Genomic DNA, 21,703 nt, shown 5'->3' on the forward strand with positions numbered 1-21,703 from the left:
GGTGTGCCGCCGCGGCATGACACGAGACTTCCTGCATCATGAGCGAACCCGATCTGAATCTGGGCGTGGTCGGCAATGGCAGCTTCGGCGCGCTGATCGACAAGCACGCGCGCGTCGTCTGGAGCTGCCTGCCGACCTTCGACGGCGACCCCACCTTCTGCGCCCTGCTTGGCCCCCATCAACAACAGGGCGGTGACTTCGGCATCGAGCTGGAGGACATGGTCGAGAGCGAACAGAGCTACCTGACCAACACCGCCATCCTGCGCACCGTGCTGCGCGACAAGCATGGCGGCGCGCTGGAAATCATCGATTTCGCGCCGCGCTGGCGCCAGAACGACCGCTTCTACCGGCCGGTCAGCCTGATCCGCCAGGTCCGCCCGCTGTCCGGCAACCCGCGCATCATCGTGCGCGCCCGGCCACTAGCCGACTGGGGCGCGCGTGTTCCCGATTCGACCTGGGGCAGCAACCACATCCGCTGGGTGCTGCCCGACCACGTGCTGCGCCTGACCACGGATGTGCCGCTGCGCTTCGTGCGCGACGGCCTGCCGTTCGTGCTCAACCACCCGGTGCACCTGGTACTGGGCGTGGACGAGTCGCTCAACCGTTCGCTCAGCGGCTACGTACAGGAGTCCTTCCAGCGCACGCGCGACTACTGGCGCGAATGGGTGCGCTATCTGTCCATCCCGCTGGAATGGCAGGACGCGGTGATCCGCAGCGCGATCACCCTGAAACTGTGCCAGTACGAAGACAGCGGCGCGATCATCGCCGCGATGACGACCTCCATTCCCGAAGCGCCCGGCAGCATCCGCAACTGGGATTACCGCTATTGCTGGTTGCGCGATGCCGCCTTCGTGGTGCGTACGCTCAACCGCCTCGGCGCCACGCGCACGATGGAGCAGTTCCTGGGCTACATCTTCAACCTGGCCACCGCCGATGGCAGCCTGCAGCCACTGTACGGCATCAGCTTCGAGGCCAAGCTGGAAGAAAGCGAAGTCCCCTCGCTGTCCGGCTACCGCGGCATGGGGCCGGTGCGTCGCGGCAACCTGGCCTGGGTGCAGCGCCAGCACGATGTCTATGGCAGCGTGGTGCTCGCCTCCACGCAGCTGTTCTTCGATCGCCGCCTGCAGGACCCGGGCGATGCACACACCTTCGCGCGGCTGGAGCCGCTCGGCGAGCAGGCCTTCACCCTGCATGACGTGCCCGATGCCGGGCTGTGGGAGTTCCGTGGCCGCACCGAAGTGCATACCTACACCAGCGCGATGTGCTGGGCCGCCTGCGACCGCCTGTGCAAGATCGCGGTGCGGCTGAAGCTGGATGACCGCGCCACCTACTGGCGCGAGCGAGCCGACATCATCCATGCGCGGATCATGCGCGACTCGTGGAGCGAAGCGCTCGGGCACTTCACTGATACCTTCGGTGGCCACCGCCTGGATGCCTCGTTGCTGCTGCTGGCCGACATCGGGTTCATCGATGCCACCGACGCACGCTTTGTCGCCACCGTCGAGGCGATCGGCCGCGATCTCAAACATGGCAACGCGCTGTACCGTTACGTGGCACCGGATGACTTCGGCGAACCGGAAACCAGCTTCACCATCTGCACCTTCTGGTACATCGATGCGCTTGCCGCGATCGGTCGCCTGGACGAAGCGCGCGAGATGTTCGAGATGCTGCTGGAGCGCCGCAATCACCTGGGCCTGCTCTCCGAAGACCTGGCCTTCGACAATGGCGAGGCCTGGGGCAACTTCCCGCAGACCTATTCGCACGTGGGCCTGATCACCGCCGCCATGCGCCTGTCGCGCAGCTGGCAGGAGGCATCATGAGCCGCCTGGTCGTCGTGTCCAACCGGGTCGCCGTTCCCGGTGAATCCCGCGCCGGCGGCCTGGCGGTCGGCCTGCTCGCCGCGCTCAAGGAACGTGGCGGGCTGTGGTTCGGCTGGAGCGGCAAGTCGGTACGCGACAACAGCGGCACGCTGCATGAGCAGGTGGACGGTGACATCCGCTACGTCACCATGGACCTCAACAAGCGCGATGTGGACGGCTACTACAACGGCTTCGCCAATCGCACGCTGTGGCCATTGCTGCACTTCCGGCTGGACCTGGTCGACTACGACCGCGGGACGCGCGAAACGTACCGCCGGGTCAACGCGCTGTTCGCCGAGAAGCTCGCCCCGCTGCTGCGCGAAGACGACATCGTCTGGATCCACGATTACCACCTGATCCCGCTCGCCTCGCTGCTGCGCGAGCGTGGCATCGGCTGCCGGATCGGCTTCTTCCTGCATGTGCCGATGCCCTCGGCGGACCTGCTGCAGGCCATGCCCGACCACCTGCGGTTGTTCTCCAGCCTGTACGCCTATGACCTGGTCGGCTTCCAGACCCAGCGCGATGCGGACCGTTTCCAGTCCTACGTGCGCCTGTTCGGTGGCGGCCGGGTGCTGCCCGATGGCGAGCTGGAAGCACCCGGCGGCCGACGCTTCCGCGCCGCGGCCTTCCCGATCGGCATCGATACCGAGTTCATCGCGCGGCAGGCCAAGGCCGGGGCGAACAAGCCAGCGGTCAAGGACCTGCGCGGCAGCCTGCGCAATCGCCAGCTGGCGATCGGCGTGGACCGGCTGGACTACTCCAAGGGCCTGCCCGAACGCTTCCAGGGCTTCGAGCGCTATCTGGAACGCCACCCGGACCAGCATGGCTCGCTCACGTATCTGCAGATCGCCCCGGTATCCCGTGGCGATGTCACCGAGTACCGGCAGCTGCGCGGCCAGCTGGAACAGATCGCCGGGCACATCAACGGCGGGCATGCCGCGCCGGACTGGACCCCGCTGCGCTACGTCAACCAGAACTTCACCCATGCCACCCTGACCGGCTTCTACCGGGCGGCGGCGGTGGGCCTGGTGACCCCGTTGCGCGACGGCATGAACCTGGTCGCCAAGGAATACGTCGCCTCGCAGGATCCGGAGAATCCGGGCGTACTGGTGCTGTCACTGCTGGCCGGCGCTGCCGATGAACTCAAGCAGGCACTGCTGGTCAATCCACATGACCTCGATGGCGTGGCCGATGCGATCGCCACGGCCGCGACGATGCCGCTGAAGAAGCGCGTGGAGCGCTGGCAGGCGATGATGGACCACCTGCGCACCTACGACATCAATCATTGGCGGCAGACGTATCTTCAAGCCCTGGAAGGGTGACGTCGCCGGGCTACGGGACGCGCGTACGGTAGTGCCGGCCGCTGGCCGGCTCGTCACGATCGTTCAGACGGTCACGGCGCGATCCACGCCAGGGTCGCCATGCGCCCGGTGCGGCGGTCGCGCCGGTGCGAGTAGAACCGCTGCGGATCGGCCAGCGTGCAGTACTGCCCGCCACTGATTCTGGCCGGGTCCAGCCCGGCGGCCTGCAGGCGCCGGCGGGCCAACGCGTACAGGTCGACCTTCCAGTGCCCCGGCCGTGTCGCCACGAATGCCGCCGCAGCGCGCTCGTCGCGCTCCACGAAGGCCTCGAACACGTCCTCGCCGATCTCGTACAGCGCCGGCCCGGCGGCCGGCCCCAGCCACGCCTGCAGCTGCGCGGGCGGGGTCTGCAGGGCGGCCACGGTGGCCTCCAGCATCCCATCGGCCAGCCCGCGCCACCCGGCATGGGCGGCGCCGATCTCACCGCCATCGCGCGCGGCGAACACCACCGGCAGGCAGTCGGCGGTGAGAATCGCCAGCACCACGCCCGGCACCGAGGTCACGGCGGCATCGGCAGTCGGTTCAGCCTCCACACCCGTGGCCGTCGGCGGCGCGGTGAAGCGTCGCACGCCGGTGCCATGCACCTGGCGCAGCCAATGCGGCGCCGAGGGCAGGCCCAGCCCGGGCACCAGCAGGTCACGGTTGCGCTGCACCTGCGCCGGGTCGTCGCCATCGGCCGAGTACCGGTTGCCCATGTTGAACTGGTCGAACGGCGCCACCGAACCGCCCGCGCCGAAACGCAGGGTGGTCAGCGCATGGACCCCGGTCGGGGCCTGCCAGTCGGCGCGCAGCACGGGCACGGTGGCGTCCATCAGCGGCGGTTGCGTTCCTGCTCGGCGAAGCGCTTGCTGTCTTCGCGCAGGGCGTGCAGCAGGGCCTGCATGTCAGCCGGCGGCGGCGCGCTGTTGGTGATCTTCTCACCGGTGATCGGGTGCACGAACTCCAGCGTTTCAGCGTGCAGCGCCTGGCGCTTGAAGCCGCGCAGCTCGGCGACCAGTTCATCGCTGGCGCCCTTGGGCAGCTTCAGCGCACCGCCATACAGCTGATCGCCGATGATCGGGTGACGCAGGTGCGCCATGTGCACGCGGATCTGGTGAGTACGGCCGGTTTCCAGGCGGCACTCCAGCGCGGTGTGCGCACGGAAACGCTCGCGCAGGCGGTAGTGCGTGATCGCTTCCTTGCCGTCTTCGCGCACGGCCATGCGGATGCGGTCGCGCGGGTGGCGGTCGATGCCGGCGGTCGCGGTGCCGCCGGAGACCAGCGCACCCACCACCACGGCCAGGTACTGGCGGTGCACTTCACGGGCGGAGAGCTGCTCCACCAGTGCGGTCTGCGCCTGGATCGTGCGGGCGATCACCATCACGCCGCTGGTGTCCTTGTCCAGGCGGTGCACGATGCCCGCGCGCGGTAGCACCGACAGCGAGGGATCGCGGAACAGCAGCGCATTGACCAGAGTACCGGTCGGGTTGCCCGCGCCGGGATGGACCACCAGGCCGACCGGCTTGTTGATCACGAACACGTGCTCGTCCTCGTACAGGACCTCCAGCGGGATGTCCTCCGGCTCGGCATGGGTCTGGGTGTCGAGCACGACATGCAGGCTGGCCACCTCGCCGCCGCGCACCGGGTCGCGCCCGCGCACGGTGTCGCCGTCCAGCAGGACGTCCCCGGACTTGATCCACTCGGTCAGCTTGGACCGGGAGAATTCGGGGAACAGCTCGGCCAGGACCGCGTCGAAACGCCGGCCGGCGGCGGTATCGGGCACGATGGCCTGGCGGGGGGAATCGGAATCAGCAGGGGTATCGGACATGGGGGAACACCGCAATAGGGACAATTTTGGGGTCCGGCCGACCAGTTTCAGTCGCGGGACAGGCCACTAGGCTATCATCGACCCTTCGTATTCCAGCCGCGTCCCGCCCTGACCCCATGATCCGACGCTCCGTTATGCTGTCCGCGCCCGTCCGCCTCGCCGCCCTGATGCTGGTGCTGCTCTTCGTCGCCACCGGCTGTCACCGCGGCACCAAGGGCAAGAATCCGGATGAAGGCCTGCCGGTCGAAACGCTCTATGAGAAGAGCCACAAGCTCATGGAAGGGGGGAACTGGAGCGGCGCCGAAGCCAGCTTCCGCCGCCTGGTAGCCCAGTACCCGTATGGCCCGTACACCGAGCAGGCCATGATCGAAAGCGCCTACGCGCAGTACAAGGCCGGCAAGCACGATGACGCGGTGTCCAGCGTGGACCGCTTCATCCGTACCTACCCGACCCACCGCAACATCGCCTACATGTACTACCTGCGCGGCCTGGCCAATGGCAACCGCGACACGGTCTTCCTGCGCCGCGTCTGGTCGCTGGACCCGAGCCGCCGCGACCTGTCGAGCCCGCGCCAGGCCTATGCCGATTTCACCATCGTCACCGAGCGCTACCCCAACAGCCGCTACGCCGCCGATGCGCGCCAGCGGATGATCGCCCTGCGCGACGTGTTCGCCCAGTACGAGCTGGACAACGCCCTGTACTACCTGCGCCGCGAGGCCTACGTCTCGGCCGCCGGCCGCGCCAACTTCCTGCTGGAAAACTACCCGCAGAGCGCGTTCCAGTACGACGCCGTGGCCGCGCTGGGCGAGGCCTACACCCGCCTGGGCAACAAGACCCTGGCCGACGATGCCCGCCGCGTCCTCGAGCTGAACCAGCCCGACCACCCGTGGCTGCAGGGCAACTGGCCGAAGTACCCGTGGATGGTCCGCAAGCTGAACCCGTTTGCCGGCGAGAAGTCCGCCAGTACCGGTGAACGCAACGCCACGATGAATCGCAAGTAAGAAAAAAAGGCCCCGAAAGGGGCCTTTTCCGTCAAGGGACGTTTCCCAAGCCGCTCCTTTTGGGACTGGCATCTCAGCGCCAACGATCCGCGCTATTCAGACTGACACCTCACGGCCACACCCGCCCGCAAGGAGTCTGCATGATGCTCAAGATCGTCCATCTGCGCGCCGCATCCCTCGTGTTCGTCTCCGCCACCCTCGGCCTCGCCGCCGGTGCAGCCGGTTCCACTGCGCCGTCGCAGGCAGGCGATCTCATCTCGGCCGAGTCCTATCAGGCCAGTTGGGTGCCTTCCCGTGCCGCCCACGCCTACAAGCTGAGCTATCGCACGCCCGACCACCACGGCCACCTGGCCCAGGGCACGGGGCTTCTGTACCTCCCAGCGGGCACTGCACCCCCCGGTGGCTGGCCGGTCGTCTCCTGGGCGCATGGCACCCAGGGCGTTGCCGATCACTGTGCGCCATCGGTTTCCGGTCCCTTCCAGCCCGAGCGCGATGGCCGCTTCCTCGACCAGTTCCTGGCCCGGGGCTACGCCGTGGCAGCCGCGGACTACCAGGGGCTGGGCAGCCCCGGCGAGCATGCTTATCTCCACGTCGGGACCGCTGCGCGCAACACCATCGACATGATCAAGGCCAGCCGTCAGTACCTCGGCCCGGCGACCCTCGCCCCGCGCTGGGTCTCGGTGGGCCACTCCCAGGGAGGGGCGGCCGCGCTCGCCGCCGGCCATATCGGGCCTGGCTACGGCGGCCCGTCGCTGGAGTACCGGGGTAGTTTCACCACCGGCACCCCCACTGCCGTGGAACTGACCGCACTGGTGATGAAACCTGACAACCTCACAGCCAATCCCGGCGCGCTCAATGCGTACCACGCCTACCTGCTGGACGGTCTGCTGCAGCTTGCGCCACACATCGACCAGGTACTGTCCGAACACGGGCGCGCACGCGTCGCGCTGGCCCGCCAGCACTGCCTGGGTGCCCTGAGCACGCTGCTGGAAGGCGCCAATACCGGCGAGATGTTCAGCGCGCCGCTGTACACCGTGCCTGGCATCTGGACGCTGCTGCACGATTATCTGGGCGTGCCACGGCGCGGCTTCAGCCAGCCATTGATGCTCGGCCACGGGCGCCAGGACCGCGATGTGCCCTATGTCACCACGCTTCTGTATGCCGCTGGCCTGGCGCTGCGCGGGGAACCGGTCGCGTTCCGCGCCTACCCGGTCGATCACCGCGGCACGCTGGACGCAGCGGCAGCCGATGGCCTCGCCTTCGTGCGCGCGCGCCTGGAGGCCGGCGCGCCGGCCTACGACGCGTTGGAAGAAATCACCGCACTGGAAGCGTTGCTGGATACGTCACCGTAGCCGGCAATCGCTCCTCGCCAGGCAGCTCAGCCCTTGTACCCGTTACTGATCGGGTACCGCCGCTCACGCCCGAACGCCCGGCGCGAGACCTTCGGCCCCGGGGCTGCCTGGTGGCGCTTCCACTCGCTGGTGCGCACCAGGCGCAGCACACGGTCCACCACCTCGGCGGCGTAGCCGGCGGCCACGATCTCCTCGCGTGACTGCTCCTGGTCCACGTAGCGGTACAGGATGCCGTCCAGCACGTCATAGGCCGGCAGCGAATCCTGGTCTGTCTGGTTGGCGCGCAACTCGGCCGAGGGCGGGCGGGAAATCACCGCCGGTGGGATCACCGGCGCACCGCCTACGGTGTTGCGCCACTTGGACAGGCCGAACACCTCGGTCTTGTACAGGTCCTTCAGCGGCGCATAGCCACCGCACATGTCGCCGTAGATGGTGGCGTAGCCGACCGCATACTCGCTCTTGTTGCCGGTGGTCAGCAGCAGCCCGCCGAACTTGTTGGACAGCGCCATCAGGATCACGCCGCGGCTGCGCGACTGCAGGTTCTCTTCGGTCACATCCGCCGCCTGCCCCTCGAACATCGGGCCCAGCGCGGCCATCAGGCCTTCGAACACCGGCTCGATCGAGACCGCTTCCAGCGTCACGCCCAGCGCGCGGCACTGTTCGGCCGCCAGGTCGTTGGACATATCCGCCGTGTAGCGCGACGGCAGCCGCACCGCGGTGACGTTGGCCGCGCCCAGCGCGTCCACCGCCATCGCCAGCACCAGCGCCGAATCGATGCCGCCGGACAGGCCCAGCCAGACCTTCTTGAAACCGTTCTTGCGGCAGTAATCCTGGATACCGCGGGTCACCGCACGCCAGGCCAGCGCGTCCATGCTCTCGTCGCCATCGTCGATCCACTCGCGCGGCAGGAAGCGGCGCGCACCCGCGTCGTAATCCACGACCAGCCACTGGTCGGTGAAGGCCGCGGCGGCCGGGTGCACCGTGCCATCCCCATCGGCGACCACCGAGGCGCCATCGAACACCAGCGCGTCCTGGCCGCCCACCACGTTGAGGTAGGCGATCGCGGCCCCGCTCTCACGGGTACGCTCGGCCAGCAGCGCGTCACGCTGGGCGTGCTTGCCGCGCTCGTAGGGGGAGGCATTGGGCACCACCACCAGCTGCGCGCCGGCACGGACGGTGTCTGCCAGCGGTTCGGCGAACCACAGGTCTTCGCAGACCAGCACGCCGACCGGCACGCCCTTCAGCTCGAACACGCAGCTGCCGCCGTCCGGGTCGACATCGAAATAACGGCGCTCATCGAACACCGCGTAGTTGGGCAGCTCGCGCTTGCGGTAGGTGTGTTCGACCTTGCCGTCGCGCAGCACGCTGGCCGCGTTGTAGACCACCGCGCCGGCTGCCTGGGGCCAACCGACCACGGCGGCGATCCCCGTGGTGGCCGCCGCGATGCGCTCCAGCGCCTGCTGGCAGTCGTACAGGAAGCCCGGGCGCAGCAGCAGATCCTCCGGCGGGTAGCCGCTGATCGCCAGCTCGGGGAACACCACCAGCTCGGCACCGTACTCATCGCGCGCCTCGGCGATCATCGCGATGATGTTGTCGGTGTTCTGCGCCACCGCGCCAACCGGGAAATCGAACTGCGCCAGGGCAATGCGGAGCGACGTCATGGGGTTCCAGCCTGTAGGTGTACTGCGCTCATTGTAGTGCCGGCCGCTGGCCGGCAACCACGCATTCGGCGGCAGCACGATGCGGCGCCGGCCAGCGGCCGGGACTACGTGGCGTGCGTATCGAACAACCGTGGGGACCTATCGGTCCGGGTGTCGCCTTGAACGCAGAAAGGCCGCCCGGAGGCGGCCTTTCTGTTTGATGCAGCCGACCAACGGTCGGCTCTACCGGCGGCTGACCAACGGTCGGCTCTACCGGCGGCTGACCAACGGTCAGCTCTACCTACGCGTCGGCCGCGGTGCGGCCGGCGGTTTATTTCACCAGCTTGGCGATGGCAGCGCCCAGGTCGCCCGGCGAACGGACGGTCACGACACCGGCAGCTTCCATGGCGGCGAACTTGCCTTCGGCGGTGCCCTTGCCGCCCGATGCGATCGCACCGGCGTGGCCCATGCGCTTGCCGGCCGGAGCCGAGGCGCCCGCGATGAAACCGACGACCGGCTTCTTCACGTGGTTCTTGATGTACTCGGCACCGGCTTCTTCAGCGTCACCGCCGATTTCGCCGACCATGATGATGCCTTCGGTCTGCGGATCTTCGTTGAACAGCTTCAGGCAGTCGACGAAGTTCAGGCCGTTGATCGGGTCACCACCGATGCCGATGCAGGTGGACTGGCCCAGGCCGACTTCCGTGGTCTGCTTGACCGCTTCATAGGTCAGGGTGCCCGAACGCGACACGATGCCGATCTTGCCCGGCTGGTGGATGTGGCCCGGCATGATGCCGATCTTGCACTCACCCGGGGTGATGACGCCCGGGCAGTTCGGCCCGATCAGCACGGTGTCCGGATGCGAACGGGTCAGCACGTTCTTGACGCGCAGCATGTCCAGCACCGGGATGCCTTCGGTGATGCACACGATGACCTGGATGCCGGCAGCAGCGGCTTCCAGGATCGCATCAGCCGCGTACGGCGGCGGCACGTAGATGACCGAGGCGTTCGCGCCGGTGCTCTGCACGGCGTCGGCAACGGTGTTGAAGACCGGCAGGTCGATGTGGGTGGTGCCGCCCTTGCCGGGGGTCACGCCGCCAACAACCTGGGTGCCGTACTCGATCATCTGAGTGGCGTGGAAGGTGCCCTGCTGGCCGGTGAAGCCCTGCACGATCACCTTGGTGTTCTTGTTAATCAAAACAGACATGGGAATTCCTTGGTGTCGGGATCAGGCGGCGTTCTTGACAGCTTCAACGATCTTCTTGGCGCCATCGTTGATGTTGTCAGCCGGGATGATGGCCATGCCGCTGTCGCGCAGCAGCTGCTTGCCTTCTTCCACGTTGGTGCCTTCCAGGCGCACCACGACCGGAACCTTGACGCCCACTTCCTTCACGGCGGCGATGATGCCTTCGGCAATCATGTCGCAGCGGACGATGCCGCCGAAGATGTTGACGAAGATGCCTTCGACCTTGTCCGAGGACAGGATCAGCTTGAAGGCTTCGATGACACGCTGCTTGTTCGCACCGCCGCCCACGTCCAGGAAGTTCGCCGGCTCGCCGCCGTTGAGCTTGATGACGTCCATGGTGGCCATGGCCAGGCCGGCGCCGTTGACCATGCAGCCGATGTTGCCGTCCATGGTGACGTAGTTGATGTCCAGCTCCGAAGCGATCACTTCGGTCGGATCTTCCTGGGTCTTGTCGCGCATGGCGACCAGGGCCTTCTGGCGGAAGGCGGCGTTGTCGTCGCTGTCGAACTTGCCGTCCAGCGCGTACAGGTTGCCGTCGTCCAGGATGGCCAGCGGGTTGATTTCAACCAGGGCCAGGTCCTTTTCGTTGAACAGCTTGTACAGGTTCACCATGATGTTGGCGAACTGGCCGGCCTGCTTGGCGGTCAGGCCCAGCTTGAAGCCGAAATCACGGCCGTGGTAACCCTGCACGCCTTCAACGAAATCAACGTTGAGCGAGTGGATCAGCTCGGGGGTTTCAGCGGCGACCTGCTCGATCTCCACGCCGCCTTCCGAAGAAGCGATGTAGGTGATGGTCTTGGTGCCACGGTCAACCAGCACCGACAGGTACAGTTCCTTGACGATCTCGCCGGCGGTGGTCACCAGCACCAGGTTGACCGGCAGTTCAACGCCGGCGGTCTGGTAGGTGGCCATCTTGGTGCCGAGCATCTTGGCCGCAGCGGCCTTCACGTCGTCGGTGGTCTTGCAGAACTTGACGCCGCCAGCCTTGCCGCGGCCGCCAGCGTGGATCTGCGCCTTGACCATCCAGGGGCCCTGGCCCAGGGCGTTGGCAGCGTCAACCGCTTCGTCCGGGGTAGCCGCGACCTTGCCGGCCGGAACGGGAATGCCGTACTCGGCAAGCAGCTGTTTTGACTGGTATTCGTGGAAATTCATGCGTCACCGTGGGAATAGGAACGACCGCACGCATCTCCAAGGCTCCCTCACGGGGGCGCCGGTAAGGACCGCGGCGGGCCCACTATTGTGGACGACCCGGCGCGCAGGCGCAAAGAAGTCAGTGGCGAGACACCGGCCAGGCACCGTTTCCGGCGCAATTTCAGACAGTTGCGGCAGGTGCCGGAAACAGCCACCCGGGTCGCCCGCGGCACGCCCGCGCAGCGTGCGGGCACCCGCACGCGGTCCGGCCTTCACACACCCCGCCCCGGCCACCGGCCCCCAAACCCGGCCGGACCCCCTACACTGCCCCCATGCCAGAAGGGGAGTTCCGGCGTGTCACCCAGTGCTTCATTGATCGACCGCATCGAATCGATACCGCGGCGCGAGCTGTATTTCTTCGCGCTGTACCGCCTGCTGATGGCCACCGTCATCGGCGCGCTGCTGTTCAGCCCGCTGAGCGGCCTGGTGGGAACCGCCGACCACCCCCGGCTGGCGACGTTCGTGGCCAGCGGCTATCTGGCGGTGGCCGTGCTGGTGCTGCTGTTCGGCCGCAACGAGCGCTGGCTGCGCACCATCGTGGTGTGGAGCGTGGCCGCCGACATCATCGCCGCCACCCTGCTCGCCCATGCCCTGCCCGGGGCCAGCGCGGGCATCTCGATGTCGTTGCTGTTCAATATCGCCGCCGCCGCGACGCTGCTCCCATTGAGCATGGGGCTGGGCCTGGCCGCGGCCGCCAGTGCCGCCACCGCCGGCGAGTATCTCTGGAAACAGATCGAAGGCGGCGACCCGACCCGCACGCTGGCCGAACTGGCCATGTTCGTCACCAGCTACCTGGCCATCGCCTTCATCAGTTACCAGGTCGGCAACCGCGCCCGCATGAACCAGCAACTGGCCAACCAGCGCGGCGATGAAGTGGCCAACCTGTTCCAGATCAACGAACTGATCATCCGCCGCATGCGCACCGGCGTGATCGTGGTGGACGGGGCCAACCGCATCACGCTGGCCAACGAAGCGGCCTCCACCCTGCTTGGCGATGCCGACGGCAACAGTGGCAGCGGCCGGCTGGAACTGGGCAGTGCCGCGCCCGAGCTGAGCCGCCGGCTGCTGCGCTGGCGCAATGGCTGGACCAATGAAGAGATGCCCCTGCAGCTCTCGCCGGACCAACCCGAAGTGCAGCCACGCTTCGCCCGCCTGCTGGCCGGCAGCGACCTCACCCTGGTGTTCCTGGATGACTCGACCGTGGTCTCGCGGCGTGCCGAGTCCTTGACGCTCTCGGCGATGGGACGCTTCTCGGCCAGCCTGGCCCATGAGATCCGCAACCCGCTGGCAGCGATCAACTACGCCGCGCAGCTGCTGGAAGAATCCACCGATATCGGCGACACCGACCGCCGCCTGCTGCAGATCATCAACCAGCAATGCCAGCGCACCAACGGCATCGTCGAAAGCGTGCTCGGGCTGGCGCGGCGCGAACGCGCCAACCCGGAGAACGTGGACCTGGCCGCATTCGTGCGCCGCTTCGTACTGGAGTACAAGCAGGGCCTGTCGCTGGAAACCGACAGCGTGGAACCGATCATCAGCGAGACCTCGGTGCACGCGCTGGTCGACCCGCGCCACCTGCACCAGATCCTCACCGTGCTGGTCCACAACGCGCTCAAGTACGGCCGCGTGGCCGATGAGCCGGCCCGCGTGCGGCTGCGCGTGGCGCGCCAGGAGCGCACCGCCATCATCGATGTGATGGACCGTGGCCCGGGCATTCCCGAGACGGTCGCCAGCCAGTTGTTCCGTCCCTTCTTCACCACCTCCGAGCACGGCACCGGGCTGGGCCTGTATATCGCCCGCGAGCTGTGCCGCGCCAACCAGGCACGGCTGGAGTACGTCTCGGTGCCTGCCGGTGGCGCCTGTTTCCGGCTCGTGCTGGCCGGCCCGCACACGATGATGGCCGGATGAGCGGCGCATACCTGGTCGCCTCCGTCAAACATTTGTCGCCAATGACCGCCCTCGGCTATCTTCCTTCCTTATGAATGACACCCGCAGCGCCCTCGTCGTCGATGACGAGCGTGACATCCGCGAACTGCTGGTACTGACCCTGGGCCGCATGGGCCTGCGCATCAGCACCGCGGCCAACCTCGCCGAAGCCCGTGAACTGCTGGCCAGCAACCCGTACGACCTGTGCATCACCGACATGCGCCTGCCCGACGGCAACGGCATCGAGCTGGTCACCGAGATCGCGCAGCACTACCCGCGCACGCCGGTGGCGATGATCACCGCCTTCGGCAGCATGGACCTGGCGGTGGAAGCCCTGAAGGCCGGCGCCTTCGATTTCGTCAGCAAGCCGGTCGACATCTCGGTGCTGCGCGGCCTGGTCAAGCACGCGCTGGAACTCAACAACACCGAGCGCCCCGCCCCTGCACCGCTCGCGCCGGAACAGGCCGCACGCCTGCTCGGCGACTCACCTTCGATGGATGTGCTGCGCGCCACCATCGGCAAGGTCGCGCGCAGCCAGGCGCCGGTCTACATCCTTGGCGAATCCGGCGTCGGCAAGGAACTGGTCGCACGCACGATCCACGCGCAGAGCGCCCGCGCGCCCGGCGCCTTCGTGCCGGTCAACTGCGGCGCCATTCCTTCAGAGCTGATGGAAAGCGAGTTCTTTGGCCACAAGAAGGGCAGCTTCAGTGGCGCGCATGCCGACAAGCCCGGCCTGTTCCAGGCGGCGCATGGCGGCACCCTGTTCCTGGATGAAGTGGCCGAACTGCCGCTGCAGATGCAGGTCAAGCTGCTGCGCGCGATCCAGGAGAAATCGATCCGTCCGGTCGGTGCCGCCACCGAGGTACCGGTGGACGTGCGCATCCTCTCGGCCACGCACAAGGACCTGGGCGAACTGGTCGAAGATGGGCGCTTCCGCCACGACCTGTACTACCGCATCAACGTGATCGAACTGCGCGTGCCGCCACTGCGCGAGCGCCGCAGCGACCTGCCCGCACTCGCCGCCTCGATCCTGGCCCGGCTGGCCCGGACCCACGGCCGCCCGACCCCGCTGCTGGCGCCCTCGGCGCTGGACGCGCTGGCCCAGTACCACTTCCCCGGCAACGTGCGCGAACTGGAGAACATCCTCGAGCGTGCGCTGGCGCTTGCCGAGGAAGACCGCATCGGTGCCAGCGACCTGCGCCTGCCCCAGCACGCCCCGCGCTTCGGGGCCGGCAGCGCGCCCGCCACCCAGGAAGAAGCCGTGGTCGACCTGCCGGCCGGCAACGGCGCCCTGCCCTCCTATATCGAACAGATGGAGCGCACCGCGATCCAGAAGGCGCTGGAGGAAAACCGCTGGAACAAGACCCGCACCGCGGCCCAGCTGGGCATCACCTTCCGGGCGCTGCGCTACAAGCTGAAAAAGCTCGGCATGGAGTAGCGCCACCCCATGGGTGGCGGCCCAGCATCCACCAGCCCAGAACCGGAAAGGCCCGCTTGCGCGGGCCTTTCCGTATCAGCCAACCGCGCTGATCAATCCTTGGTGACCCGGTTGATCTCCGCCAGCCCGGTCACCCCGGCGGCGGCCTTGGCCAACGCGGACTGGCGCAGATCGTTCACCCCGGCCTGCTGCGCGGCCTCGGCGATCTGCAGCGCATTGCCACCGGCCAGCACGATCGTGGAGATCTCGTCGGTCATCGGCATCACCTGGTAGATACCGGTACGGCCCTTGTAGCCTTCGGTGCACTCATCGCAGCCGACCGGCTCGAACAGCTTGATGCCCGCGTCCAGCTGGGCCTGGGTGAAGCCCTCGGCCAGCAGCGCGTTGGCCGGCAGCTCCACCGGGCGCTTGCAGTGGTTGCACAGCCGGCGCGCCAGGCGCTGGGCGATCACCAGGGTCACCGAGCTGGTGATGTTGTACGGGGCGATGCCCATGTTCATCAGGCGCGCGATGGTCTGGGGCGCATCGTTGGTATGCAGCGTAGAGAGCACCATGTGGCCCGTCTGCGCCGCCTTGATCGCGATTTCGGCCGTTTCCAGGTCGCGGATTTCGCCGACCATGATGATGTCCGGATCCTGGCGCAGGAACGAGCGCAGCGCCGCGGCAAACGTCATGCCGCGCTTGACGTTCTGCTGCACCTGGTTGACGCCGGGCAGGCGGATTTCGACCGGGTCTTCGGCGGTGGAAATGTTGCGCGTCTCATCGTTGAGGATGCCCAGCGCGGTATACAGCGAAACGGTCTTGCCCGAGCCGGTCGGGCCGGTGACCAGCACCATGCCATACGGCTTGTGGATCGCATCCAGGAACAGCTTCTGCTGCGCCGGCTCATACCCGAGCTTGTCGATGCCCAGTTTGGCGGCGCTGCCATCGAGGATACGCAGCACCACCTTCTCGCCGAACAGGGTCGGCAACGTACTGACGCGGAAGTCGATCTGGCGGGTCTTGGAGAGGTTGAGCTTGATGCGCCCATCCTGCGGCACGCGCTTCTCGGCGATATCCAGCTGCGCCATCACCTTCAGGCGCGCGGCGATGCGCTGGTTGAGCTTGACCGGGGCCTTGGCCACGTTCTTGAGCAGACCATCGATGCGCAGGCGCACGCGATAGTCGTCTTCGTAGGGTTCGAAATGGATGTCCGAGGCGCCCTTGCGGATGGCGTCGATCAGGACCTTGTTGATGAATTTCACGACCGGGGTGTCATCGCCCTTGGCGTCGATCCCCGCATCGGTGGTACCGCCTTCCTCGTCGCCGGCCGAGACATCCAGGTCGCCCATGTCATCGTCGCCGCCGCCCAGCGCCGAGCCCAGGGTGTCCTGGCTGGTCTGCCACTGCTCCAGCGTGCGGCGGATCTGTTCCTCGTCCACCAGGATCGGCTCGACCACCAGGTTGGTGTGGAACTTGATCTCATCCAGCGAATGGGTCGGGTTGCTGGTGCCCACGAACAGCCTGCCACCGCGCTTGAACAGCGGCAGCACGTGGTGCTTGCGCAGCAACTCCTCGCTCACCAGCTTCATGGCGTTGTGGCTGCTGTCGAACGCGGACACGTCCAGCAGCGGCATGCCGAACTCCAGCGCGTTGGCCGCAGCCAGCTGCGCGGCGGTAACGAGCTTCTTCTCCGCGAACCACTGCGGCAGCGGCTGCCGGGCGGCGGTGGCGTCGGCCATGGCGGTGCGGGCGGCGGCCTCGTCCAGCGCGCCGTCCTGGACCAGGCGGCGGGCAATGCCGGTGATGCCGACGAGGTTGGCGGTGGCGGCGACAGTGTTCATGGGGTGGGCTCGATCAGGTCGGATCTAGAGTAGCAACAGGGCGGCATTGTTTGGCCAAAACAGAGATGCCCGCGATTTCTCGCGGGCATCTCTTGAAACTCACTGCACAACATGAAGCCCAATCAATTACGGAGCATTCAAGTTGTCGCAGTCCTTGCCCTTGTACGACTCAGCGCCGGATTCAGCCACGACGCAAGCCCAGGTGATCGGCGCTTCGCCATTGTCATCGATGTTGGGGGTGATGGTCACGGTGGCAGTTTCATCGTTCGAAGCACCAGCCAGTACACCCCGACCACTGCACTTGCCAGTGACGATGCCGGTGCACAGGTCGGCAACTTCGGAGCTGTGGTTCTCGCCAACCTTGATCTTCTCCCCAGCAACGCTGGCAACAGCCTGGGCGATCTTGGCGCGCGCGGTGTAGTTCTTGTACTGCGGCAGCGCGATGGCGGCCAGGATCGCGATGATCGCCACGACGATCATCAGTTCGATCAGGGTAAAGCCCTTCTGGTTCTTCATGTGTACATCCCCTAGAGATAGATAAGGTGTAGGGCACTGGGCCGTCGCCATGCCGGCAAGCCGGTTGAGCGGGGCGGGCGCCCTGTGCGGGTGGATCGAAGCAGGTTGCATGCCAACTGGGCCGGCAATGCTCCCCAGCATTCCCCGGCGCAATGATGGCAGCAATCTTCCGGATTGGAACCCCCCGCGCAACAAATTGCGACGGACCCGGCAATGTGACCGGCCGCGTCACCTTCTGACCCACCCGGTCCCGCCAGCCCATCGCTTCGGGGCACCCCGAAGGACTGCCCAGCGCCAACGGAACCGGCTACCATGCCGCGAGATAGCCCGCCTGGGGATGGCGTGGCTGGGGAGCCAGAAAATGTCTGTCAGCCGTAGTGCGATCAAGAAAGAGCCCGTGGTCCGCAACACCATGGAGCTGCAACCGTTTGTCTGGGTGGGGACCGACAAACGCGGCGTCAAGATGAAAGGCGAGACGCCGGCCAAGAATGCCAATCTGCTGCGCGCCGAGCTGCGCCGCCAGGGCATCACGCCCAACGTGGTCAAGCCCAAGCCCAAGCCCCTGTTCGGGGCGGCCGGCAGTGCGATCAGCACCAAGGACATCGCCTTCTTCAGCCGCCAGATGGCGACGATGATGAAGTCCGGCGTGCCGATCGTCAGCTCGCTGGAGATCATCGGCAGCGGGCACAAGAACCCGCGCATGCGCAAGATGGTGGAGAGCGTCCGCACCGACATCGAGGGCGGCTCCTCGCTGTACGAGGCGATCAGCAAGCACCCGGTGCAGTTCGACGAGCTCTACCGAAACCTGGTCCGGGCCGGCGAAGGCGCCGGTGTGCTGGAAACCGTGCTCGACACGGTGGCCAACTACAAAGAGAACATCGAGGCCCTGAAGGGCAAGATCAAGAAGGCCCTGTTCTACCCGACCATGGTCATCGCGGTGGCCCTGATCGTCAGCGCGATCCTGCTGATCTTCGTGGTGCCGCAGTTCGAAGACGTGTTCAAAAGCTTCGGCGCGGACCTGCCCGCCTTCACCCAGCTGATCGTGGCGGCGTCGCGCTTCATGGTGGCTTGGTGGTGGTTGATTCTCTTCATCGTCATCGGCGCGGTGCTTGGCTTCATCTTCGCCTACAGGCGATCGCCATCCATGCAGCACGGCATGGACCGCTTCATCCTGAAGGTGCCGGTGATCGGCCAGATCATGCACAACAGCTCGATCGCCCGGTTCGCCCGGACCACGGCGGTGACCTTCAAGGCCGGCGTGCCGCTGGTGGAGGCGCTGGGCATCGTGGCCGGCGCCACCGGCAACAAGGTCTACGAGGAGGCCGTGCTGCGCATGCGTGACGATGTCTCGGTCGGCTACCCGGTCAACATGGCCATGAAGCAGGTCAACATCTTCCCGCACATGGTGGTGCAGATGACCGCCATCGGCGAAGAGGCCGGCGCGCTGGACACCATGCTGTTCAAGGTGGCCGAGTACTTCGAGCAGGAGGTCAACAATGCGGTCGATGCCTTGAGCAGCCTGCTCGAACCGATGATCATGGTCTTCATCGGTGTGGTCGTCGGCGGTATGGTGGTCGGCATGTACCTGCCCATCTTCAAACTCGCCTCCGTGGTTGGATAATCAATAAATGGCATTTCTCGACCAGCATCCCGGCCTCGGCTACCCCGCCGCGGTCGGACTGGGGCTGCTCCTTGGCAGCTTCCTCAACGTCGTCATCCTGCGCCTGCCCAAGCGGCTGGAGTGGGAGTGGAAGCGCGATGCGCGCGAAGTGCTGGAAGAGCCGGACATCTACGAGCCACCACCACCGGGCATCGTGGTGGAGCCTTCGCACTGCCCGCACTGCAAGCACAAGCTGTCCTGGTACGAGAACATCCCGCTGTTCAGCTGGCTGGTCCTGCGCGGCAAGTGTCGCCATTGCCATGCCCCGATCTCGATCCAGTACCCGCTGGTGGAGCTGCTGACCGCCGTGCTGGTCGCCGCCAGCGTCTGGCAGTTCGGGTTCGGCTGGCAGGGCTTCGGCGCGATCGTACTGAGCTGCTTCCTGGTGGCGCTGTCCGGTATCGACCTGCGCACCCAGCTGTTACCGGATCAATTGACCCTGCCCCTGATGTGGCTGGGCCTGATCGCGGCCAGCGACAACCTGTACATGCCCGCCAAACCGGCCCTGCTGGGTGCCTTGGCGGGGTATCTGTCGCTGTGGTCGGTGTGGTGGCTGTTCAAGCAGCTCACCGGCAAGGAGGGCATGGGCCACGGCGATTTCAAGCTGCTGGCCGCGCTGGGCGCCTGGTGTGGGCTCAAGGGCATCCTGCCGATCATCCTGCTGTCGTCCATCGTGGGCGCCATCGTCGGCTCGATCTGGCTGTACTCGCGCGGCCGCGACCGGGCCACGCCGATTCCGTTCGGGCCCTATCTGGCCATTGCCGGCTGGATCGTCTTCATGTGGGGCGAGCCGTTGATCAATGGCTACCTGAGCTACGCCGGCCTGCGTTGAGGGCCGCGCGATGAGCCGCTTCGTGATCGGGCTGACCGGCGGCATTGCCGCCGGCAAGAGCGAGGTCAGCCGCCGCTTCGAGGCGCTGGGCATCACCGTGGCCGACGCCGATCTGGCCGCACGCACGGTGGTGGCGCCGGGCAGCGAGGGGTTGGCGCGGATCGCCGCCCACTTCGGGGACGCCATCCTGCAGGCCGACGGCCAGTTGGACCGTGCCGCGCTGCGGGCCCGCATCTTCGATTCGGCGCAGGCGCGCCAGGCGCTGGAGGCGATCACCCACCCGGCGATCCGCCAGCTGCTGCGCGAGAGCTGCGAGCAGGCCAAGGGACCGTACGCGATTGCCGCCATTCCCCTGCTCACCGAGGCCGGCGGCCGCCAGCAGTACCCCTGGCTGGACCGCATCCTGGTGGTGGACGTGCCGGTGGCCGTGCAGCACGCGCGGCTGATGCAGCGCGACGGCATCGATGCCGCGCTGGCCGATCGGATGATTGCCGCCCAGGCCAGCCGCGAGGCGCGCCTGGCGCTGGCCGACGACGTGGTGGTCAATGATGGGCACCCGGACCACCTGCAGGCACATGTGGAGCGGCTGGATCGGGCCTATCGGGAGTTGGCGGCGCGGTAGAACTGGGGGAGCCTACCAACTCGGTGAGAGGAGCCTACCAACTCGGTGAGAGGAGCCGACCAACGTCGGTGGCAGGAGCCGACCAACGGTCGGCTCTACCGTTTCAGGCGGGGGAGAAGGTCAGCGTGGCGATGACGCCGCGCCCGGCGCCCGGCCGCACGTTGACCTGCCAGCCGTAGAGATCGCACAGGCGGCTGACGATGGACAGGCCGATACCCCCACCCTGCGAATGACCCGCATGCGTGCCGCGGTAACCGCGCTGGAACAGCTTGGCGGCATCTTCCTCGCTCAGGCCGGGGCCGCTGTCGATCACCTCGACCGCGTTGTTGCCCACCCGCACGCGCACCGCGCCTTCCTTCGAATACTTCACGGCATTGCCGATCAGGTTGCCCAACGCGACCGAGAGCGCCGATTCCGGTGCATCGATCACCAGATCGTGGTTGCCTTCCAGGATCAGTTCGAGCGGCTTGCCGCCGAGCTGGGCACGGTGCGAATCCAGCAACTGCTCGGAGACCCGCGCGACATTGCTGCTGCCCTGCCCGCGCTCGTTGCGCGAGAGCAGCAGCAGCGCGCCAATCAGATCGGTACATTGCTGCTCGGCACGCTGGATGCGCTGCAGGCGCTGCAACACCTTGGGATCGAGATCCGGGCGGGTCAGCAGCAGCTCCGTAGCACCGCGGATCACGGCCAGCGGCGTGCGCAGCTCATGGCTGACGTCGGCGTTGAACTCGCGGTCGCGCTGCACTACTTCGGTCAGCCGCGCGGAGTAGTCATCCAGCGCTTGGGCCAGCTGGCCCACTTCATCGTCCGGGAAGCGCGGTGCCAGCGGTTCGGGCTCACTGGTGCCACCGCGATACGCACGCAGGCGGGCGGCCAGATCGGAGACCGGCTTCATCACCTTGGAGGCGGACCACCAGCCCAGCACCAGGGACAGGGCGCTGAACACCAGCACGGAGAAGAACAGCGCGCGCTTGAGCTGCTCCTCGCCGCGGATGCTCTCGGTCATGTCATAGGCGAGGAAGAACCATGCATCCGGCGCTTTGCGGACGGCCAGCTTGTAGGAGAACGGTTCGTTGTGCTCGTCCACGCCGCTGAGCTTGTAGTTGCCTGTGGCAAACGCCGCCCACTCCGGACGCTCTTCGCGCACGCGGTCGAACTTGTCGCTGGGGTAGGCGAAAGCACGGATCTGCTGCACGGGGACGGCGGGATTGCGCCCCGGGCTCTCGTAGAACCGGCGCGCGAACTCATCGATGTTGCGGTTCATCACGTCTTCGACGAGCTGATTCTCCACCCGGGCCCGCGCCCAGTTGGTGGCAAACGCAAACAGCGTGGTCAGGCAGAAGCCCAACAGCACGAACGAGACGATGATGCGGCTGCGAAGCCGCCGCCGGTATGGCGCGCGGCGACGCTCCCCCTTCCCCGTCACCGG

At 66.9% G+C, this 21,703-nt stretch carries 17 protein-coding genes; 9 read left to right on the plus strand and 8 right to left on the minus strand.

Going from position 1 to position 21,703, the window contains the following annotated elements:
- Window positions 1-38: 38 nt before the first annotated feature.
- Both OC373_RS05295 and otsA read left to right on the plus strand, forming a co-directional pair.
- Window positions 39-1,820, plus strand: coding sequence for a glycoside hydrolase family 15 protein (locus OC373_RS05295; protein ID WP_261997202.1), 1,782 nt, complete (start codon window positions 39-41; stop codon window positions 1,818-1,820).
- On the plus strand, window positions 1,817-3,181 hold the full coding sequence (otsA, locus tag OC373_RS05300; protein ID WP_019183949.1) for an alpha,alpha-trehalose-phosphate synthase (UDP-forming): 1,365 nt from the start codon (window positions 1,817-1,819) through the stop codon (window positions 3,179-3,181). Before OC373_RS05295 ends, otsA begins: the two co-directional genes overlap by 4 nt.
- Window positions 3,182-3,252: 71 nt before the next feature.
- Here otsA and pgeF read toward each other — a convergent pair whose 3' ends face one another.
- On the minus strand, window positions 3,253-4,032 hold the full coding sequence (gene pgeF / locus OC373_RS05305) for a peptidoglycan editing factor PgeF (RefSeq protein ID WP_070425788.1): 780 nt from the start codon (window positions 4,030-4,032) through the stop codon (window positions 3,253-3,255).
- Window positions 4,032-5,027 (minus strand): 23S rRNA pseudouridine(1911/1915/1917) synthase RluD, encoded by a 996-nt coding sequence (gene rluD, locus OC373_RS05310; RefSeq protein ID WP_019183947.1) that lies wholly within the window; start codon window positions 5,025-5,027, stop codon window positions 4,032-4,034. The genes pgeF and rluD overlap by 1 nt, the downstream gene beginning before the upstream one ends.
- A gap of 116 nt (window positions 5,028-5,143) precedes the next feature.
- Here rluD and OC373_RS05315 point away from each other — a divergent pair, with 116 nt between their 5' ends.
- Both OC373_RS05315 and OC373_RS05320 read left to right on the plus strand, forming a co-directional pair.
- The gene (locus OC373_RS05315; RefSeq protein ID WP_026069896.1) at window positions 5,144-6,028 is read left to right on the plus strand and encodes an outer membrane protein assembly factor BamD; all 885 of its coding nucleotides are present in this window, start codon (window positions 5,144-5,146) and stop codon (window positions 6,026-6,028) included.
- A 140-nt stretch (window positions 6,029-6,168) separates the two neighbouring features.
- Complete coding sequence (locus OC373_RS05320; protein ID WP_070425789.1) at window positions 6,169-7,380, plus strand: lipase family protein; 1,212 nt, start codon at window positions 6,169-6,171, stop codon at window positions 7,378-7,380.
- Window positions 7,381-7,406: 26 nt separating this feature from the next.
- On the opposite strand, the gene OC373_RS05325 is transcribed toward OC373_RS05320, so the two are convergent.
- From OC373_RS05325 to sucC, 3 genes are all read right to left on the minus strand, one after another.
- Window positions 7,407-9,041, minus strand: coding sequence for an NAD+ synthase (locus tag OC373_RS05325; RefSeq protein ID WP_019183944.1), 1,635 nt, complete (start codon window positions 9,039-9,041; stop codon window positions 7,407-7,409).
- A 310-nt stretch (window positions 9,042-9,351) separates the two neighbouring features.
- Complete coding sequence (gene sucD, locus OC373_RS05330; protein WP_019183943.1) at window positions 9,352-10,227, minus strand: succinate--CoA ligase subunit alpha; 876 nt, start codon at window positions 10,225-10,227, stop codon at window positions 9,352-9,354.
- A 21-nt stretch (window positions 10,228-10,248) separates the two neighbouring features.
- Entirely contained in the window at window positions 10,249-11,418 is a 1,170-nt protein-coding gene (gene sucC / locus OC373_RS05335; RefSeq protein WP_070425790.1) for an ADP-forming succinate--CoA ligase subunit beta, read from the minus strand.
- 333 nt (window positions 11,419-11,751) lie between these two features.
- On the opposite strand from sucC, the gene OC373_RS05340 reads away from it, so the two are divergent.
- Complete coding sequence (locus OC373_RS05340; protein WP_070425791.1) at window positions 11,752-13,365, plus strand: ATP-binding protein; 1,614 nt, start codon at window positions 11,752-11,754, stop codon at window positions 13,363-13,365.
- A 70-nt stretch (window positions 13,366-13,435) separates the two neighbouring features.
- Entirely contained in the window at window positions 13,436-14,821 is a 1,386-nt protein-coding gene (locus OC373_RS05345; RefSeq protein WP_046273839.1) for a sigma-54 dependent transcriptional regulator, read from the plus strand.
- Window positions 14,822-14,913: 92 nt separating this feature from the next.
- On the opposite strand, the gene pilB is transcribed toward OC373_RS05345, so the two are convergent.
- Both pilB and OC373_RS18880 read right to left on the minus strand, forming a co-directional pair.
- Window positions 14,914-16,644 (minus strand): type IV-A pilus assembly ATPase PilB, encoded by a 1,731-nt coding sequence (gene pilB / locus OC373_RS05350; RefSeq protein WP_019183939.1) that lies wholly within the window; start codon window positions 16,642-16,644, stop codon window positions 14,914-14,916.
- Window positions 16,645-16,770: 126 nt separating this feature from the next.
- Window positions 16,771-17,160 (minus strand): prepilin-type N-terminal cleavage/methylation domain-containing protein, encoded by a 390-nt coding sequence (locus OC373_RS18880; RefSeq protein WP_315985450.1) that lies wholly within the window; start codon window positions 17,158-17,160, stop codon window positions 16,771-16,773.
- Between the two features lie 361 nt (window positions 17,161-17,521).
- Here OC373_RS18880 and OC373_RS05360 point away from each other — a divergent pair, with 361 nt between their 5' ends.
- The 3 genes from OC373_RS05360 to coaE are packed head-to-tail and all read left to right on the plus strand — an operon-like array spanning window position 17,522 to window position 20,274.
- Window positions 17,522-18,781, plus strand: coding sequence for a type II secretion system F family protein (locus tag OC373_RS05360; RefSeq protein ID WP_261997203.1), 1,260 nt, complete (start codon window positions 17,522-17,524; stop codon window positions 18,779-18,781).
- A gap of 7 nt (window positions 18,782-18,788) precedes the next feature.
- Window positions 18,789-19,652 carry an A24 family peptidase gene (locus tag OC373_RS05365; RefSeq protein ID WP_046273837.1) on the plus strand — a complete coding sequence of 288 codons (864 nt, stop codon included), beginning with the start codon at window positions 18,789-18,791 and terminating at the stop codon, window positions 19,650-19,652.
- A gap of 10 nt (window positions 19,653-19,662) precedes the next feature.
- Window positions 19,663-20,274 (plus strand): dephospho-CoA kinase, encoded by a 612-nt coding sequence (gene coaE / locus OC373_RS05370; RefSeq protein ID WP_261997204.1) that lies wholly within the window; start codon window positions 19,663-19,665, stop codon window positions 20,272-20,274.
- A gap of 103 nt (window positions 20,275-20,377) precedes the next feature.
- Here the strand turns inward: coaE and OC373_RS05375 are convergent, their stop codons facing one another.
- A complete protein-coding gene (locus OC373_RS05375) occupies window positions 20,378-21,700 on the minus strand; it encodes a HAMP domain-containing sensor histidine kinase (RefSeq protein WP_172838036.1) in 1,323 nt (440 codons plus the stop codon).
- Window positions 21,701-21,703: the final 3 nt, after the last annotated feature.

This window comes from Stenotrophomonas sp. Ste96 (assembly GCF_024519495.1).
In the GTDB taxonomy this organism is placed as follows: Bacteria; Pseudomonadota; Gammaproteobacteria; order Xanthomonadales; family Xanthomonadaceae; genus Stenotrophomonas; species Stenotrophomonas bentonitica_A.

Bases quoted from the DNA above. Each gene is read 5' to 3' on its own strand.
- OC373_RS05315 (WP_026069896.1), top strand. From the start codon at position 5,144: ATGATCCGACGCTCCGTTATGCTGTCCGCGCCCGTCCGCCTCGCCGCC.
- OC373_RS18880 (WP_315985450.1), bottom strand. From the start codon at position 17,160: ATGAAGAACCAGAAGGGCTTTACCCTGATCGAACTGATGATCGTCGTG.
- coaE (WP_261997204.1), top strand. From the start codon at position 19,663: ATGAGCCGCTTCGTGATCGGGCTGACCGGCGGCATTGCCGCCGGCAAG.
- OC373_RS05320 (WP_070425789.1), top strand. From the start codon at position 6,169: ATGATGCTCAAGATCGTCCATCTGCGCGCCGCATCCCTCGTGTTCGTC.
- pgeF (WP_070425788.1), bottom strand. From the start codon at position 4,032: ATGGACGCCACCGTGCCCGTGCTGCGCGCCGACTGGCAGGCCCCGACC.
- OC373_RS05325 (WP_019183944.1), bottom strand. From the start codon at position 9,041: ATGACGTCGCTCCGCATTGCCCTGGCGCAGTTCGATTTCCCGGTTGGC.
- sucD (WP_019183943.1), bottom strand. From the start codon at position 10,227: ATGTCTGTTTTGATTAACAAGAACACCAAGGTGATCGTGCAGGGCTTC.
- otsA (WP_019183949.1), top strand. From the start codon at position 1,817: ATGAGCCGCCTGGTCGTCGTGTCCAACCGGGTCGCCGTTCCCGGTGAA.
- sucC (WP_070425790.1), bottom strand. From the start codon at position 11,418: ATGAATTTCCACGAATACCAGTCAAAACAGCTGCTTGCCGAGTACGGC.
- OC373_RS05365 (WP_046273837.1), top strand. From the start codon at position 18,789: ATGGCATTTCTCGACCAGCATCCCGGCCTCGGCTACCCCGCCGCGGTC.
- OC373_RS05295 (WP_261997202.1), top strand. From the start codon at position 39: ATGAGCGAACCCGATCTGAATCTGGGCGTGGTCGGCAATGGCAGCTTC.
- OC373_RS05345 (WP_046273839.1), top strand. From the start codon at position 13,436: ATGAATGACACCCGCAGCGCCCTCGTCGTCGATGACGAGCGTGACATC.
- pilB (WP_019183939.1), bottom strand. From the start codon at position 16,644: ATGAACACTGTCGCCGCCACCGCCAACCTCGTCGGCATCACCGGCATT.
- OC373_RS05360 (WP_261997203.1), top strand. From the start codon at position 17,522: ATGTCTGTCAGCCGTAGTGCGATCAAGAAAGAGCCCGTGGTCCGCAAC.
- rluD (WP_019183947.1), bottom strand. From the start codon at position 5,027: ATGTCCGATACCCCTGCTGATTCCGATTCCCCCCGCCAGGCCATCGTG.